This is a genomic window from Mesorhizobium sp. M0621, assembly GCF_040320745.1.
Taxonomy (GTDB): Bacteria; Pseudomonadota; Alphaproteobacteria; order Rhizobiales; family Rhizobiaceae; genus Mesorhizobium.
This window is the reverse complement of sequence record NZ_JAMYQF010000017.1, coordinates 76,250-93,506: the sequence shown is the minus strand read 5'-3', so window position 1 is coordinate 93,506 and position 17,257 is coordinate 76,250. Positions and strand designations below refer to the sequence as shown.

The window sequence follows — 17,257 nt, the reverse complement described above, 5'->3', positions numbered from 1 at the left end:
GTCCGGAATTTTCGGGCGATCAAATCGGCAGGGTTAAGGAAAGGTTGACGGGCGTGCGACGGTTGCCCATCGCCCGTTGAGACTCAGGTCAGACCGGCTGAATATCGGCGTGCGTTAAAGCGGGACGACCTTGCCGTCGGCCAGCGTGACGCGCCGGTCCATGCGCGACGCCAGTTCGTGATTGTGGGTGGCGATCAGCGCCGCGAGGCCCGATTGCTTGACCAGCGCCGCCAGCGCCTCGAACACATAGGAGGCGGTGACCGGGTCGAGATTGCCGGTCGGCTCATCCGCCAGCAGCACCAGCGGCGCGTTGGCGACCGCACGGGCAATGGCGACGCGCTGCTGCTCGCCGCCGGAAAGCTCGGACGGCCGGTGCGACGCGCGCTTGCCGATCTGCATGTAGTCGAGCAGCTGTGCCGCGCGCTCGGCCGCGTCCTTGCGGCTCAGCCCTTTGATGAGCTGCGGCATCATGATGTTTTCCAGCGCCGAGAATTCCGGCAGCAGATGATGGAACTGGTAGACGAAGCCGACATCGTTGCGGCGGATCGCGGTGCGCTCGTCGTCGGAGAGCCGTCCGCAGGCACGGCCGGCGAGGATGACGTCGCCGGCGTCGGGACGCTCCAGCAGGCCGGCAGTGTGCAGCAGCGTCGACTTGCCGGTGCCCGACGGCGCCACCAGCGCCACCATCTCGCCGCGCTTCAGCGAGAAATCCGCGCCGTTGAGAATGGTGAGCTTGCGCGGCCCCTGCACATAGTGCCGCTCGACGCTCTTCAACTCGATAATGGCCTCGGCCATCACTCGTACCTCAAGGCTTCGACCGGATCGAGGCGCGCGGCCCGCCATGCTGGAAACACCGTTGCCAGGAACGACAGGCCGAGCGCCATCAGGATGACATAGGTCGTCTCGCGCGGATCCATCTTCGCCGGCAACTGGCTGAGGAAATAGAGCTCCGGGTTGAACAGCACCTTGCCGGTCATCCAGGAGAAGAACTGGCGGATGGATTCGATGTTGGTGCAGATCAGCACGCCGAGCAGCACGCCGGCGAGCGTGCCGGTCACGCCGATCGCCGCCCCCGTCATCAGGAAGATGCGCAGGATGGCGCCGCGCGACGCGCCCATGGTGCGCAGGATGGCGATGTCGTGGCCCTTGTCCTTCACCAGCATGATCAGGCCGGAGATGATGTTGAGCGCCGCCACCAGCACGATCAGGGTCAGGATCATGAACATGACATTGCGCTCGACCTGCAGGGCGGAGAAGAACGTCTCGTTGCGCTGGCGCCAGTCGACCATGTCGATCGGCCGCTGCGCCGCCGCCTCCACCTTCGGTTTCAGGGCATCGACATCGTCGGGATTGTCGACATAGATCTCGATCGTCTGCGCGCGGCCGTCCATGTTGAAATAAAGCTGCGCTTCGGAGAACGGCATGTAGACGATGGAAGTGTCATATTCCGACATGCCGACTTCGAAGATCGCCGCGATCTTGTAGCCCTTCATGCGCGGCGTCGTGCCGATCGGGGTCACGTCGCCGTCCGGCGAAATCAAAGTGATGGTGTCACCAAGCGTCAAGCCGAGATTCTCGGCCATGCGCTTGCCGATGGCCACGCCCTCGCCGGAGTCGAAATCGGCGATCGAGCCCTGCTTGATGTTGCTGGCAACGATCGAGATCTTGCTGAGATCCTCGCCGCGGATGCCGCGCACCAGCGCTCCGGTTCCGCCGCCGACATTTCCTTGTGCCAGCACCTGACCATCGATCAGCGGTATGGCGTATTTGACGCCTGATACGCCGTTGATGCGGCCGGCGACCTGCGCATAATCCTCAAGCGGCGAATCGAGCGGCTGCACGATGAGATGGCCGTTGACGCCGAGGATGCGCGTCAGCAGCTCCGCGCGGAAGCCGTTCATCACCGCCATCACCACGATCAGCGTGGCGACCCCAAGCATGATGCCGAGGAAGGAGATCGAGGCGATCACCGAGATCACCGTCTCCTTGCGCCGCGAGCGCAAATAGCGCCAGGCGACCATGCGCTCGAAGATGGAAAAAGGCCCGGCGCCCGCCGATCTTGCCGCCTCGCTCATGCAGCGGCACCGAAGCGTTTCTTCACGTCCGCGATCGGCAGCGTCTCGCGCTCGCCGGTCCTGCGATTCTTGATCTCGATCTCGCCGGCAGCCACGCCGCGCGGTCCGACGATCACTTGCCACGGCAGGCCGATCAGGTCGGCGGTGGCGAACTTGCCGCCGGGCCGCTGGTCGGTGTCGTCATAGAGCACGTCCTTGCCTGCGGCGACGAAAGCGGCATGCAGCTCGTCGCAGACGCGATCGCATTCGGCGTCGCCCGCCTTCATGCTGATCAGCCCGATGTCGAACGGAGCCACCGCCTCCGGCCAGATGATGCCGTTGTCGTCGTGGCTGGCTTCGATGATCGCCGCGACAAGGCGCGACGGACCGATGCCGTAGGAGCCGCCGGAGACGAAATGATCCTTCCCGTCGGGCCCGGTCACCTTGGCGCCCATCGGCTTGGAATATTTGTCGCCGAAATGGAAGATGTGGCCGACCTCGATGCCGCGCGCCGAAACCTTGTCGTTGTCGCCGATCTTTTCCCAAGCAGCCTCATCATGCATCTCGTCGGTGGCGGCGTAAGGCGTTGTCCACGTCTTGACGATGTCGCCGATCTCGGCGTCGTTGGCAAAGTCGGTCTTCTCTCCGGGCACATCGAGCGAAAGATAGTCGCGGTGGCAGTAGACCTGGCTCTCGCCGGTGTCGGCCAGGATGATGAATTCATGGCTGAGATCGCCGCCGATCGGTCCGGTGTCGGCCCGCATCGGAATCGCCTGCAGGCCCATGCGCGTAAACGTCCTGAGATAGGACACGAACATCCTGTTGTAGGCCGCCTTGGCGCCCTCGAAGTCGAGGTCGAAGGAATAGGCGTCCTTCATCAGGAATTCCCTGCTGCGCATGACGCCGAAGCGCGGCCGCACCTCGTCGCGGAACTTCCACTGGATGTGGTAGAGATTGAGCGGCAGGTCCTTGTAGGATTTCACATAGGCGCGGACGATCTCGGTGACCACTTCCTCATTGGTCGGGCCGTAGAGCATGTCCCGATCCTGCCGGTCCTTGATGCGCAGCATCTCCTTGCCGTAGTCGTCATAGCGGCCGCTTTCGCGCCACAGATCGGCCGACTGGATGGTCGGCATCAGGATTTCCAGCGCACCGGCGCGATTCTGCTCCTCGCGTATGATGTGGCAGACCTTGTCCAGCACCCGCTTGCCGAGCGGCAGCCAGGAGAAACTGCCCTGCCCCTGCTGGCGGATCATGCCGGCGCGCAGCATCAGCCGGTGCGAGACGATTTCAGCCTCGCGCGGATTTTCTTTGAGGATAGGCAGGAAATAGCGCGACAAACGCATGGACTGGTCCGTGAGTGAGAATGACCGCGCGGGAATCGGCGCGACGCAGGCTTGCTTGCCCCGGCTTCATAGCCATTTCATGGCGGAATGGAAACCCGGACGCACCGGCCCGAAAATCGGAAATTGATTTTCAAAAATACGGAGGTGCAGGGAGTAAAACTGTTGCAGTGTTCCTCGCGGGTCGGGCAAACGCGCGGCGTTCCAAGGCGCCGCGATTGCCCCGCGCGCCTTGCTGGTCGTTTCCCAAGCAACGCCTGCCACACTATTGTGCAGTGCAGCACGAGAATGCCCGTTTCAAGGCAAAATTCTTCGTGACATTTTCATTCGCGTTAGGCTAATGTGCCCCGATAACCGAGAGGGTAGAAAAAAATCTGCTCTCCTACGCGGTCAAAGTCTTGGGAGGATGCGATCTAGGCGCGGTTACTCGCTGCCACCGGAAACCGGAAACAGATCGGACGCGTTTAAATTGCAAGGCCTTGTGCCTTGCATTTTTTTTGTGCAATCATCCGCTTAGCGCAACGAGTTGCCAAACCACCTTACCCTGCGTCAGCGCTCCACCAGCCGCAAAACGGCATGGCATTCCCTTCGGAAGCCGCCCAAGGTTCCAACGGACAAAAACGTCGTTGCGAGACAGTCTATTTGGCTGGCGTCTGGCCGAAATCCGGCACGATGTGCGGGATGTCGTTGAGGCTGTATCCCAGCCCATGCGTCAGGCCATAGAAAATGCCCATGAGGATCGCGGTGGCGACGGTGGTGCGGATCACGGCGCGCAGCATATGCGGCCCGCGCGGCGCGCTCGGAACCGTGCCCAGCGTCACATCGCGATCGTCATCCTGCGTCTTCACACTGAACGGCAGCACGGCAAACAGCACCACCCACCAGGTCGCAAAAAACAGGACGGTGAACGAAACCCAGCTCATGATTGCTCCAGTTCGATCAGCGTGCCGAAGAAGTCCTTCGGATGCAGGAACAGCACCGGCTTGCCGTGCGCGCCGGTTTTCGGGTTGCCGTCTCCCAGCACGCGGGCGCCGGCAGCCTTGAGTTGATCGCGCGCGGCCAGGATGTCTTCGACTTCATAGCAGAGATGGTGCATGCCGCCCGAAGGGTTCTTCTCCAGGAAGGCAGCGATCGGCGACCCCTCGCCCAAGGGCTCCAGAAGTTCGATCTTGGTGTTGCCGACATTGACGAACACCACCGTGACGCCATGCTCCGGCAGCACCTGCGGCTCCGTCACGTCAGCGCCAAGCGTGTTGCGATAGGCGGCGACGGCAGCGGCCAGATCCGGCACGGCAAGCGCGACATGGTTCAGACGTCCGAGCATGCAAAAGCTCCCGCGGTGAATGGTGAATGGTGAATGGTGAATGGTGAATGGTGAATGGTGAATGGTGAATGGCCCAATCTCGATCAGTGCAGGACGTCGAGCACTATTCACTATTCACTATTCACTATTCACTACCTCGTCACAAACACCGTCACCAACGGCTTCTTGCCCCAGGCTTCGTTGGCGGCGCCGCGCACGGCGCGCCGGACTGCTTCCTGCACAAGGTCGAGGTCTTTTCGGCGCTGACGGGGGATTGAGTCCACCGCGCCGATTGCCGCATCGATCATCAGGTCTTCGAGCGTCTCGCCTCGGCCGTCGGCCTCGGCGACGCCGATGGCGACCAGGTCGGGGTCACCGGCCAGCTCATATTTGTCGTCGAGCACGACATTAACCGCGACATGGCCGGCAAAGGATAGCTTGCGCCGGTCGCGGATGCCCATCGCCTGATCGGTGCCGATCAGTCTGCCATCCTTGTAGATGCGGCCGAACGGCACCTGGTCGATGATGGTGGCAGGGCCAGGAGCAAGCCTGAGCATGTCGCCGTCGCGCACCTGCGCCACCTGGCCGATGCCCGACGTCGACATCAGCGATCCTTGCGCCACCAGGTGCGCCGCCTCGCCATGCACTGGAACGCCGATCTGCGGACGCACCCACTCATACATCTTGCGCAATTCGCTGCGCCTCGGATGGCCGGAGACATGCACCAGCGCGTCGCCGTCTTCGATGATCTTGATGCCGAGGTCGATGAGGCGGTTCTTGATCTCGAGGATCGCCTTCTCGTTGCCCGGAATGGTGCGCGAGGAAAACACCACCGTGTCGCCGGCCGTAAATGATACCGATTTCATCTCGTCGCGCGACAGCTTGGCCAATGCGGCAAGCGGCTCACCCTGGCTGCCGGTGCAGATGATGACGAGGTTTTCGCGCGAGATGAAACCAAAATCCTCCTCGGCGATGAATTCCGGCAGACCGTCCATGTAACCGAGTTCGCCCGCCACATCGATCACCCGCTTCAGCGAGCGGCCGAGCACCAGGCACTGACGGCCGGCATCCCGAGCCGCCCTGGCGATCGAAACAATGCGTCCGACATTGGAGGAGAACGTGGTGACGGCGACACGGCCCTTGGCGGCCTGGATGACACCCTTGATGCCTTCGCCGACGGCCACTTCCGAAGGCGACTCGCCTTCCCGCAGCGCATTGGTCGAATCGCAGATCAGTGCCAGAACGCCCTTGTCGCCGTAGGCGCGGAAACGCCCCTCGTCGGTCTTCGGCCCGATCGTCGGCTCCGGGTCGATCTTCCAGTCACCGGTATGGATGACGGTGCCGGCCGGCGAGGTGATCGCCAGCGACATCGGCTCGGGAATGGAGTGCGCCACCGGAATGGCTTCGATCTCGAACGGACCGACGGTGAATTTCTCGCCTGCTCTGTAGATCGTCACCGGTATCTTCGGCGCGCCCTGTTCGCCTTGCCGCTTGGCTTCAAGCAGGCCGGCGCTGAACGGCGTCATCCACACCGGCGCCTTCAGTTTCGGCCAGGTGTCGAGCAACGCGCCATAATGGTCTTCATGCGCATGGGTGATGACGATGCCGCGCAGATTGGCAAGGTTCTCCTCGATGAAGCGCGTATCGGGCAAGATCAGATCGACGCCCGGATGCGCGGCATCGGGGAAGGTCACACCGACATCGATGATGATCCATTCGCGCGCGCTCGGCGGGCCGTAGCCGTAAAGAGCGAAGTTCATACCGATCTCGCCGACGCCGCCGAGTGGCACGAAGACGAGTTCGGCGTTTTCCGCTTTCGCCATGATTTTTCCCTTCCTGGCCCTCAGGCCAAGTCCATAAAGCAATTCCAGGAAAAGTGTCTAACGATTTTCCCACAGGAATTGCATGAAAACAAACACTTAGAGCCGTTAGCGAACGGCTCTAGACGCGGGCAGACGCGACCGCGCCGAAATGCACGTCGCCGGCGGCGATCGTCAGAACCGAACCTTCATCGTCGCGGATCACGAAACGGCAGTCCTCGTCAATGGTTTCAAACACCCCACGCACGACATTACCGTCAATTCTGACAGCAACCTGCCCGCCGAGCCCCGCTGCACGAGCCAACCACCGTCGCCTGACGGCGGCAAGTCCGCGCCCTTCGTCCCATAACCTGGCATTCTCGCTCCAGGCGTCCGACAGCGCCAGAAACAGTGTTTCCGCATCGCATGTCGCGCCCAGAGCGCGCAATGACGTTGCCGGATACGGCAAATCCTCGGGATAAGCCACCACATTGACGCCGATGCCGACCGCCACCGCGAAACGGCCGCCGTCGAGGATCGCCGATTCCAGCAGGATGCCGGCCAGCTTGGCGCCGGAGGCAAGCACGTCGTTCGGCCATTTCAGCTCGAAACGGTTCTTTCCCTCACTGCCGCCGTCGAGGCCGATGGCGATCCGGCCCTTCGGCACCACGGCGTCGAGCGCATCGGCCAGGGCGAGGCCAGCGACGAAGCCCAGCGTTGCGGCAAGGCGAAGCTCGGTATTGGTGATGACGAGCAGCGTCGCCGCCAGATTGCCTTCGGGCGTTGCCCAGACGCGGCCACGTCGTCCGCGCCCGCTTTCCTGTTTTTTGGAAACGACCCACAATTTGCCCGGGTCGCCTGCCCTTGCGTGGTCCAGCGCCAGCGCATTGGTGGAGCCGACGCTGTCATGCGCCTCGAGCCGGAACCCTTCCGACGCCGAGGTTGGAGCCAGCCGAAATGCCATGCCGTCTAGAAAAACGTCTTGGCGGCGGCTTCGGCATAGGTACCGATCGGTCCGCCGATCAGCACATAGAACAGCACGAAGGCGCCGGAGACGCCGAGCACGACACGCAATTCGCTCGCCATCGGCACAAAGCCGCCAACCGGTTCGTCGAACCACATGATCTTGATGATGCGCAGATAATAATAGGCGCCCACCACAGAGGCCAGCACGCCGATGATCGCCAGCGCGTAGAGATTGGCGTTGATGGCGGCGAGGAAGACGTACCATTTCCCCCAGAAGCCGGCGAGCGGCGGGATGCCGGCCAGTGAGAACATCAGGATAGTCAGGATCGTCGCCATGATCGGGTTGGTCGACGACAGGCCGGCCAGATCGCTGATCTGCTCGACATTGCCTTCCTTGCGCCGCATGGCGAGGATGAAGGCAAAGGTGCCGAGCGTCATCACCAGGTAGATCAGCATGTAGATGGCAACGCCGCGCACGCCGGCCTGGCTGTTGGCGGCAAGACCGACCAGCGCGTAGCCCATATGGCCGATCGAGGAATAGGCCATCAGCCGCTTGATGTTGGTCTGCCCGATCGCGGCAAAGGCGCCGAGCGCCATCGAGGCGATCGAGATGAAGACAATGATCTGCTGCCAGTCGGCGGCGATCGGCTTGAACGCGCCCATGGTGACGCGCACGATCAGCGCCATCGCCGCCATCTTGGGTGCGGCCGCCAGGAAGGCCGTCACCGGCGTCGGCGCGCCCTCATAGACGTCGGGCGTCCACATGTGGAACGGCACAGCCGAGATCTTGAAGGCAAGGCCGGCCAGCACGAAGACGAGACCGAAGACGAGGCCAAGCTGGCGCCCGCCGCTGCCCAGCGCCGAAGCGATCTCCTGGAAGCCGGTGTTGCCGGTGTAGCCATAGACCAGGCTGATGCCATACAGCAGCATGCCCGACGACAGCGCGCCAAGGACGAAATATTTGAGGCCGGCTTCGGTCGAACGCAGATTGTCGCGGTTGATCGCGCACAGCACATAGATCGCCAGCGATTGCAGCTCGAGGCCGAGATAGAGCCCGATCATGCCGTTCGCGGAGATCATCAACATCATGCCGAGCGTGCAAAGCAGGATCAGCACCGGGTATTCGAACTTGTCGAACTGTTCCGCCTTGGCAAAGCGCATCGACATAACCAGCGTCACCGCCGAGCCGACTAGCGCCAGCACCTTCATGAAGTGGGCGAAAGTATCCTGGATGAAGGCATTGCCATAGGCACTGCCCTGCCCGGTGTAAAAGATCAGCCAGGCGCCGGCGATCACCAGCACGGCTACCGCAAGGCCGGTCACCGTGTTGGCGGTGTTGGCGCGCGAATAGGCCCCGACCATCAGCAGCGCCAGCGCGCCGACGGCAAGGATCAGCTCTGGCGTCGAGAGCGACAGGCTGGAGAGAAGGTCCGGCGTCATGTTTCGCAAAACCTCTGGTCAGTTCGCCGCCGCGGTCTGCGCGGCGCCGATGGATGCAGTGACATTGGTGACGAGCGACTTGACCGATTCGGCCGTCGCGTCGAAGACGGGTGCGGGATAGACGCCGAAGAAGATGACCAGCACGACCAGCGGGTAGATGATCACCTTCTCGCGCGGCGACAGATCCAGCAGGTTTTTCAGGCTGTCCTTGGTCAGCGCGCCGAAGATCACCCGGCGATAGAGCCAGAGCGCGTAGGCGGCCGACAGGATGACGCCGGTGGCGGCGAAGAACGCCACCCAGGTGTTGACCCGGAACACGCCGAGCATAGTCAGGAACTCGCCGACGAAACCGCTGGTGCCGGGCAAGCCGACATTGGCCATGGTGAAGATCATGAACACGGCGGCATATTTCGGCATGTTGTTGACCAGGCCGCCATAGGCGTCGATTTCACGCGTGTGCATGCGGTCGTAGATGACCCCGACGCACAGGAACAGCGCGCCGGAGACGAGGCCGTGGCTGAGCATCTGGAAGATGGCGCCCTGCACGCCTTCCTGGTTCATGGCGAAGATGCCCATGGTGACGAAGCCCATATGGGCGACGGACGAATAGGCGATCAGCTTCTTCATGTCCTCCTGCATCAGCGCTACCAGCGAGGTGTAGATGATGGCGACGACGGAGAGCACGAAGACCAGCGGCGCGAACATCTCGGACGCCAGCGGGAACATCGGCAAGGAGAAACGCAGGAAGCCGTACCCACCCATCTTCAACAGGATGGCGGCCAGGATGACCGACCCCGCCGTCGGCGCCTCGACGTGCGCGTCCGGCAGCCAGGTGTGCACCGGCCACATCGGCATCTTCACCGCGAAGGAGGCGAAGAAGGCAAGCCATAGCCATGTCTGCATGTTGGCCGGGAAATTGTGCGTCAACAGCGTCGGGATGTCCGTCGTGCCGGACTGGTAGAACATCGCCATGATGGCGAGCAGCATCAGCACCGAGCCGGCCAGCGTATAGAGGAAGAACTTGAACGAGGCGTAGACGCGCCGCTTGCCGCCCCAGACACCGATGATGATGAACATCGGGATCAGGCCGGCTTCGAAGAAGACGTAGAACAGCACGATATCGAGCGCGCAGAACACGCCGATCATCAGCGTTTCGAGCAGCAGGAAGGCGATCATGTAGGCCTTGACGCGCTTCTCGATCGATTCCCACGACGCCAGGATGCAGAGCGGCATCAGGAAGGTCGTCAGGATGACGAACAGCATCGAAATGCCGTCGACGCCCATATGGTAGGAAATGCCGGAGTCGAGCCAGGCGGCCTTCTCGACGAACTGGAAGCCGGACTGCGAATTGTCGAAGCCGGTCCAGATGAACAGCGAGATGATGAACGTGAACGTCGTCGTCAACAGCGCGATGGCGCGGATGTTGCGGCGCGCGTTTTCACTGTCATCGTTGATGAACAGGATGAGCAGCACACCAACCAGCGGCAGGAAGGTGACCAGCGAGAGGATTGGCCAGGCGGTCATCAGAGCATCATCCAGGTGACGAGGGCGGCAACGCCGATCAGCATGGCGAAGGCATAGTGGTAGAGGTAGCCGGTCTGCAGCTTGACGACGCGGTTGGTGACATCGACGACGCGCGCCGAAATACCGTCCGGGCCGAGACCGTCAATGACGGCGCCGTCGCCGGTCTTCCACAGGAAATGGCCGAGACGCTTGGCGGGCCGCACGAACAGGAAATCGTAGAGTTCGTCGAAATACCATTTGTTGAGCAGGAAGGCATAGAGCCCGCGATGGTGGGCAACCAGATTGACGGGCATCTCCGGCGAGCGGATGTAGAACTTCCAGGCCACCGCGAAACCGATCAGCATGGCGATGAACGGCGACAGTTCGACCCACAGCGGCAGTTCGTGGATCTCGTGCAATATGTGGTTGTTCGGCAGCGTGAACAGCGACGCCTTCCAGAACTCGGCATAGCCTTCACCGATGAAGGCGCCGTGGAAGATGACGCCGGCAAACAGCGCGCCGGCGGCCAGGATGAACAGCGGCACCAGCATCACCGGCGGCGATTCATGGACGTGGTGCATCACCTCATGGCTCGCCCGCGGCTGGCCGTGGAACGTCATGAAGATCAGCCGCCAGGAGTAGAAGGAGGTGAAGCAGGCGGCGATGACCAGAAGGATGAAGGCCATGCCGGCAACCGGATTGTGGCTGGCAAAGGCGCTCTCGATGATCGCGTCCTTGGAGAAGAAGCCGGCGGTGCCGATGACCGTCACCGGAATGCCGACGCCAGTCAGCGCCAACGTGCCTATCACCATCATCCAGTAAGTGGTCGGGATCAGCGTCCGCAAGCCGCCCATCTTGCGCATGTCCTGCTCGTCGGAGACGGCATGGATGACCGAGCCCGAGCCGAGGAACAGCAGCGCCTTGAAGAAAGCGTGGGTGAACAGGTGGAAGATCGCCGCGCCATAGGCGCCGACGCCGAGCGCCACGAACATGTAGCCGAGCTGCGAACAGGTCGAATAGGCGATGACGCGCTTGATGTCGTTCTGCACGAGGCCGACCGTCGCCGCGAAAAAGGCGGTGAAGGCGCCGATGAAGGTGACGACCATCAGCGCCGAATGCGACAGTTCGAAAAGCGGCGACAGGCGCGCCAGCATGAACACGCCGGCCGTCACCATGGTGGCGGCATGGATCAGTGCGGAAACCGGCGTCGGGCCTTCCATGGCGTCCGGCAGCCAGGTATGCAGCGGCACCTGCGCCGACTTGCCCATGGCGCCCATGAACAGCAGCAGGCAGACGATCGTCATGGCCGCCTGCTTGTCCAGCGCATAGCCAAGGAAGGTCAGCACGGCGGCCCCCTGCGGCGCGCCTTCGGCCGGAATGAACGTCGCCGCATTGGCGAAGATAGTGCCGAGATTGACCGAGCCGAACAGCACGAACAGGCCGAAGATGCCGAGCGCGAAGCCGAAATCGCCGACGCGGTTGACGACGAAGGCCTTGATCGCCGCGGCGTTGGCCGACGGCTTCTTGTACCAGAAGCCGATCAGCAGGTAGGAGGCGAGACCGACCCCTTCCCAGCCGAAGAACATCTGCACCAGATTGTCCGCCGTCACCAGCATCAGCATGGCGAAGGTGAACAGCGACAGATAGGCGAAGAAGCGCGGCCGGTTCGGATCGTGGTGCATGTAGCCGATCGAATAGATGTGAACCAGCGCCGACACGGTGTTGACCACCACCAGCATCACCACCGTCAGCGTGTCGATGCGCAGCGCCCAGGACGCTTCCAGTCCGCCTGACTGGATCCAGCGCAGCACCGGCACGGTGAACACCTCGCCATGGCCGAAGCCGACGGTGAAGAAAGCGACCCACGACAGCACGGCCGCGATCACCAGGAAACCGGAGGTGATGTATTCGGACGCCTTGGCGCCGAGCGACGTGCCGAACAGGCCGACGATCAGGAAGCCGAGCAGGGGAAGGAAGACGATGGCCTGATACATGGTGGTTCCGTCAACCCTTCATCATGTTCACGTCTTCGACCGCGATCGAGCCGCGGTTGCGGAAGAAGACGACGAGAATGGCAAGTCCGATGGCGGCTTCAGCCGCCGCGACCGTCAGCACGAACAGCGCGAACACCTGGCCGACCAGATCGCCGAGTGCTGCCGAAAAGGCGACGAAGTTGATGTTGACCGCGAGCAGGATCAGCTCGACCGACATCAGGATGACGATGACGTTCTTGCGGTTCAGGAAGATGCCGAACACGCCGAGCGTGAACAGAACAGCCGATACGGTCAGATAATGTGCGATACCGACAACCATCTCAGAGCCCCTCGCCTGTCTTGACCTTGCGGATTTCCATGCCCGTTGCCGGCGTACGGCCGACCTGGGCCGCAATCGACTGCCGCTTGATTCCCGGTTTGTGGCGCAGCGTCAGCACGATGGCGCCGATCATGGCGACCAGCAGGATGAGGCCCGAAATCTGGAAGTAGTAGAGGTAATCGGTATAGAGGATGTCGCCGAGTGCGGCGGTATTTGTCCGCGCAGCGAGATCCGGGATGGGCTTCGAGACCGTCGAGGCAAGCTGCGGCGCGAATGTGTAGCCGCCGAGCACGATGATCAGCTCAGCCGCCAGGATCAGCCCAACCAGCGCGCCGATCGGCGCGTATTGCAAGGCGCCTTCCTTCATCTCGGCGAAATCGACGTCGAGCATCATGACGACGAACAGGAACAGCACCATGACCGCGCCGACATAGACGACGAGCAGGATCATCGCCAGGAACTCGGCGCCGGTCAGCATGAACAGGCCGGCGGCGTTGAAGAAGGTCAGGATCAGGAACAGCACCGAATGCACGGGGTTGCGCGACGAAATGACCATGAACGCCGACGCCACCGCGATAAAGGCGAAGAGGTAGAAAAAGGCCGCCTCTAGTCCACTCAACATGGGGTTCCCCCGGGTTCCTGTACAAACAGGACGAACGTCCTGTTTGTTTGTCTCTGGCTTCGTTCCGCCTCCGGTACCGAAGCCGCGTTGTCCTAGCCCATGTTCCGATCGGGTTGAAAGGCCCGATCGAAAGAAACATGGGCCACTCTGAATTCCGGAGGGCGATCTGGTCCGAAAGGTCTGCAACTTTTCGGGATCATCCTCTGGACGAGGCCCCTCGCCCCGTCCATGCGTCAAATATCAGCGGTAAGGCGAGTCCAGCGCGATGTTGCGCGCCAGTTCGCGCTCCCACCGGTCGCCATTCGCCAACAGCTTGTCCTTGTCGTAGTAGAGTTCCTCGCGCGTCTCCGTCGCGAATTCGAAATTCGGCCCCTCGACGATGGCGTCGACCGGGCAAGCTTCCTGGCAGAAGCCGCAATAAATGCACTTCACCATGTCGATGTCGTAACGCACCGTGCGGCGTGTGCCGTCATTGCGGCGCGGACCGGCCTCGATTGTGATGGCCTGCGCCGGGCAGATCGCCTCGCACAGCTTGCAGGCGATGCAGCGTTCCTCGCCATTGGGATAGCGGCGCAGCGCATGCTCGCCTCGGAAGCGCGGGCTGGTCGGCCCCTTCTCGTGCGGATAATTGATCGTCTCCTTCGGTGCGAAGAACTGGCGCATCGACAGGAAGAAAGCGCTGACGAAATCCTGCAGCAGCAGCGATTTTGCGGCTTGGGAAAGAGCGGACATCACGCAAACCCCGTGATCTTGAGGACGGCGGCGGTGGCGACCACCATGAACAGCGAAATCGGCAGGAACACCTTCCAGCCGAGCCGCATCAGCTGGTCGTAGCGGTAGCGCGGCACGAAGGCCTTCACCATGGAGATGCCGAAGAAGACGAAGCAGACTTTCAGCACGAACCAGATGACACCCGGCACCCAGGTGAACGGCGCAAAGTCGAAGGGCGGCAGCCAGCCGCCGAGGAACAGGATGGTGGCCAGCGCGCACATCAGCACGATGGCGACATACTCGCCGAGGAAGAACAGCAGGAACGGCGTCGACGAGTACTCGACCATGTGGCCGGCGACCAGTTCCGATTCGGCTTCCACCAGATCGAAAGGCGGCCGGTTCGTCTCGGCCAGCGCCGAGATGAAGAAGATGATGAACATCGGGAACAGCGCGAGCCAGTTCCAGTCGAGGAAGGTGTTGGGCAGGCCAAGCCGCGTACCAAGCCCGTCATGCTGCGACAGCACGATGTCGGACAGGTTGAGCGAGCCGGCGGTGAGCAGCACGGTGACGATGACGAAGCCGATCGAGACTTCGTAGGACACCATCTGAGCCGCCGAACGCAGCGCGCCGAGGAACGGGTATTTCGAGTTCGACGCCCAGCCGCCCATGATCACGCCGTAGACCTCGAGCGAAGAGATGGCGAAGACATAGAGGATGCCGACATTGACGTTGGCGATCGCCCAGCCCTGGCTGACCGGGATGACCGCCCAGGCCGAGATCGCCAGCACAGCCGAGACCAGCGGCGCCAGCAGGAAGACGCCCTTGTTGGCGCCTGACGGGATCACCGGTTCCTTGAAGACGAATTTCAGCAGATCGGCGAAGGCCTGCAGCGTGCCCCAGGGGCCGACGACGTTCGGGCCACGGCGCAGCTGCACCGCTGCCCAGATCTTGCGGTCGGCGTAGAGGATGTAGGCGACGAAGATCAAAAGCACGACGATCAGCACGACTGACTTCAACAGGATCAGCAGCGCCGGCAGCACGTAGAAGGAGAAGAAAGTGTCCATGCTTATTCCGCCGCCTGCTTGAAGCCGCTCTTGGCCAGCGCCGAGCATTCCGCCATTACGGCCGATGCCCGCGCGATCGGGTTGGTCAGGTAGAAATCCTTGACCGGCGAGGTGAAGGTGCCCTTGTTCAGCCGCCCGCCGAGCTTCGCCACCCCAGCGATGTCTTCGGCATTGCCGGCCGCGACCTGATCGATGCGGGCCAGATGCGGGTATTCGCCATAGAGCTTGGCGCGCAGCTGCGGCAGCGAATCGAACGGCAGTTTCTTGCCCAGCACATCCGACAGTGCCCGCAGGATAGCCCAGTCCTCGCGGGCATCGCCCGGCGCGAAGCCGGCGCGGTTGGTCTGCTGGACGCGGCCTTCAGTGTTGACATAGGTGGCCGACTTTTCGGTATAGGCAGCCGCCGGCAGGATGACGTTGGCGCGGTGCGCGCCCTGGTCGCCATGCGTGCCGATATAGACGACGAAGGCGCCGCCGGTCTTGGCCATGTCGATCTCGTCGGCGCCGAGCAGGAACAACAGCTCCATGTCGCCCAGCATGCCGGCGACATTCTTGCCGCCCTCACCCGGCACGAAGCCGAGATCGAGACCACCGACGCGTCCGGCCGCATTATGCAGCACGGCAAAGCCGTTCCAGTCCGCGCGAGCAGCGTTCACAGCGGCGGCGAGCTTGGCCGCCTGGCCGAGCACGGCCGCGCCATCGGCGCGCGACAAAGCGCCTTGGCCAACGATGATCAGCGGATGCGTCGCCTTTTTCAGCACCTGGAAGAACTTGCCGTTGCCGTCGGCCAGATCCTTCAGCGAATCCGGTCCGGCACCCAGCTGTTCGTAGTCATAGCGGGTGTCGCCTACATCGCCGATGACGCCGACCGGCAGATTGCCGATCCGCCAGCGCTTGCGGATGCGGGCGTTGAGCACCGAGGCCTCATAGCGCGGGTTGGCGCCGATGATCAGCACCGCATCGGCCTGCTCGATGCCTTCGATGGTCGGGTTGAAGATGTAGCTGGCGCGGCCAAGTGCCGGATCGAGTGCAGCGCCATCCTGGCGGCAGTCGGTATTCTTCGAGCCGAGCGAAGCCATCAGCAGCTTCAGCGCGTAGATTTCCTCGACCGCGGCGAGATCGCCTGAAATGGCACCGATCTTCTCGGGTGCGGCCTTCGACACAGCGTCCTTGATCGCGGCGAACGCCTCGGCCCAGCTTGCCGGAACCAGTTTGCCGTCCTTGCGCACATAGGGGCGGTCGAGGCGCTGCGTGCGCAGACCGTCCCAGATGAAGCGGGTCTTGTCGGAAATCCACTCCTCGTTCACCGCTTCGTTGACGCGCGGCAGGATGCGCATGACTTCGCGGCCACGGCTGTCGACGCGGATCGCCGAGCCGACGGCATCCATCACGTCGATGGATTCGGTCTTGGTCAGCTCCCACGGCCGCGCCTGGAAGGCGAAGGGTTTCGAGGTCAGCGCGCCGACCGGGCAAAGGTCGATGACATTGCCCTGAAGCTCCGAGGTCATTGCGCTTTCGAGATAGGTGGTGATCTCGGCGTCCTCGCCGCGGCCGATCAGGCCGAGCTCGGAAATACCGGCGACTTCCGTGGTGAAGCGGACGCAGCGCGTGCAATGGATGCAACGGTTCATCACCGTCTTGACCAGCGGTCCGATATACTTGTCTTCGACCGCGCGCTTGTTCTCGTGATAGCGCGAGGAATCGACACCGAAGGCCATCGCCTGGTCCTGCAGGTCGCATTCGCCGCCCTGGTCGCAGATCGGGCAATCCAGCGGATGGTTGATCAGCAGGAATTCCATCACGCCTTCCCTGGCCTTCTTGACCATCGGCGTGTTGGTGAAGATTTCCGGCGGCTCGCCATTCGGGCCGGGGCGCAGGTCGCGCACGCCCATGGCACAGGAAGCCTGCGGCTTGGGCGGTCCGCCCTTCACCTCGATCAGGCACATCCGGCAATTGCCGGCGATCGACAGCCGCTCATGGAAGCAGAAGCGCGGCACTTCCGCGCCAGCGTCTTCCGCCGCCTGCAGCAGCGTGTAGTGGTCGGGTACAGTGATCTCTTTCCCGTCGACCTTGAGCTTTGCCATTCGCCTCAAACCCCTGCGGAGTTCCCGCAATCTCTTTTTCCGGACATGGTCGAAA

15 protein-coding genes are annotated in these 17,257 nt (G+C 62.5%); all 15 read right to left on the bottom strand.

Features of this window, described 5'->3' with window-relative positions; translation table 11 throughout:
- Nucleotides 1-114 precede the first annotated feature (114 nt).
- Nucleotides 115-798 (bottom strand): ABC transporter ATP-binding protein, encoded by a 684-nt coding sequence (locus tag NKI38_RS14610; RefSeq protein ID WP_181956525.1) that lies wholly within the window; start codon nt 796-798, stop codon nt 115-117.
- The gene (locus NKI38_RS14605) at nt 795-2,075 is read right to left on the bottom strand and encodes a lipoprotein-releasing ABC transporter permease subunit (RefSeq protein WP_352658666.1); all 1,281 of its coding nucleotides are present in this window, start codon (nt 2,073-2,075) and stop codon (nt 795-797) included. Before NKI38_RS14605 ends, NKI38_RS14610 begins: the two co-directional genes overlap by 4 nt.
- Nucleotides 2,072-3,400, bottom strand: a complete 1,329-nt coding sequence (gene proS, locus NKI38_RS14600; protein WP_352658664.1) for a proline--tRNA ligase — start codon at nt 3,398-3,400, stop codon at nt 2,072-2,074. Before proS ends, NKI38_RS14605 begins: the two co-directional genes overlap by 4 nt.
- A 635-nt stretch (nt 3,401-4,035) precedes the next feature.
- Nucleotides 4,036-4,320, bottom strand: a complete 285-nt coding sequence (locus NKI38_RS14595; protein WP_352658662.1) for a DUF1467 family protein — start codon at nt 4,318-4,320, stop codon at nt 4,036-4,038.
- The gene (mce, locus tag NKI38_RS14590) at nt 4,317-4,721 is read right to left on the bottom strand and encodes a methylmalonyl-CoA epimerase (protein WP_352658660.1); all 405 of its coding nucleotides are present in this window, start codon (nt 4,719-4,721) and stop codon (nt 4,317-4,319) included. Before mce ends, NKI38_RS14595 begins: the two co-directional genes overlap by 4 nt.
- 131 nt (nt 4,722-4,852) lie before the next feature.
- Nucleotides 4,853-6,523 (bottom strand): ribonuclease J, encoded by a 1,671-nt coding sequence (locus NKI38_RS14585; RefSeq protein ID WP_352658658.1) that lies wholly within the window; start codon nt 6,521-6,523, stop codon nt 4,853-4,855.
- 118 nt (nt 6,524-6,641) lie between these two features.
- The gene (locus NKI38_RS14580) at nt 6,642-7,463 is read right to left on the bottom strand and encodes a biotin--[acetyl-CoA-carboxylase] ligase (protein ID WP_352658656.1); all 822 of its coding nucleotides are present in this window, start codon (nt 7,461-7,463) and stop codon (nt 6,642-6,644) included.
- A 5-nt stretch (nt 7,464-7,468) separates the two neighbouring features.
- A complete protein-coding gene (gene nuoN / locus NKI38_RS14575) occupies nt 7,469-8,905 on the bottom strand; it encodes an NADH-quinone oxidoreductase subunit NuoN (protein WP_352658654.1) in 1,437 nt (478 codons plus the stop codon).
- 18 nt (nt 8,906-8,923) lie between these two features.
- Complete coding sequence (locus NKI38_RS14570; RefSeq protein WP_352658652.1) at nt 8,924-10,429, bottom strand: NADH-quinone oxidoreductase subunit M; 1,506 nt, start codon at nt 10,427-10,429, stop codon at nt 8,924-8,926.
- The gene (gene nuoL, locus NKI38_RS14565; RefSeq protein ID WP_352658650.1) at nt 10,429-12,402 is read right to left on the bottom strand and encodes an NADH-quinone oxidoreductase subunit L; all 1,974 of its coding nucleotides are present in this window, start codon (nt 12,400-12,402) and stop codon (nt 10,429-10,431) included. Before nuoL ends, NKI38_RS14570 begins: the two co-directional genes overlap by 1 nt.
- 10 nt (nt 12,403-12,412) lie before the next feature.
- Nucleotides 12,413-12,721, bottom strand: coding sequence for an NADH-quinone oxidoreductase subunit NuoK (gene nuoK / locus NKI38_RS14560; protein ID WP_010910101.1), 309 nt, complete (start codon nt 12,719-12,721; stop codon nt 12,413-12,415).
- A 1-nt stretch (nt 12,722) separates the two neighbouring features.
- Nucleotides 12,723-13,343, bottom strand: coding sequence for an NADH-quinone oxidoreductase subunit J (locus NKI38_RS14555; RefSeq protein ID WP_352632470.1), 621 nt, complete (start codon nt 13,341-13,343; stop codon nt 12,723-12,725).
- Between the two features lie 240 nt (nt 13,344-13,583).
- Nucleotides 13,584-14,075: an NADH-quinone oxidoreductase subunit NuoI gene (nuoI, locus tag NKI38_RS14550; RefSeq protein ID WP_352632472.1), complete on the bottom strand. Its 492-nt coding sequence runs from the start codon at nt 14,073-14,075 to the stop codon at nt 13,584-13,586.
- Nucleotides 14,075-15,118: an NADH-quinone oxidoreductase subunit NuoH gene (gene nuoH, locus NKI38_RS14545; RefSeq protein WP_352632474.1), complete on the bottom strand. Its 1,044-nt coding sequence runs from the start codon at nt 15,116-15,118 to the stop codon at nt 14,075-14,077. The genes nuoI and nuoH overlap by 1 nt, the downstream gene beginning before the upstream one ends.
- Before the next feature lie 2 nt (nt 15,119-15,120).
- Complete coding sequence (gene nuoG, locus NKI38_RS14540; protein WP_352658648.1) at nt 15,121-17,202, bottom strand: NADH-quinone oxidoreductase subunit NuoG; 2,082 nt, start codon at nt 17,200-17,202, stop codon at nt 15,121-15,123.
- Nucleotides 17,203-17,257 lie beyond the last annotated feature (55 nt).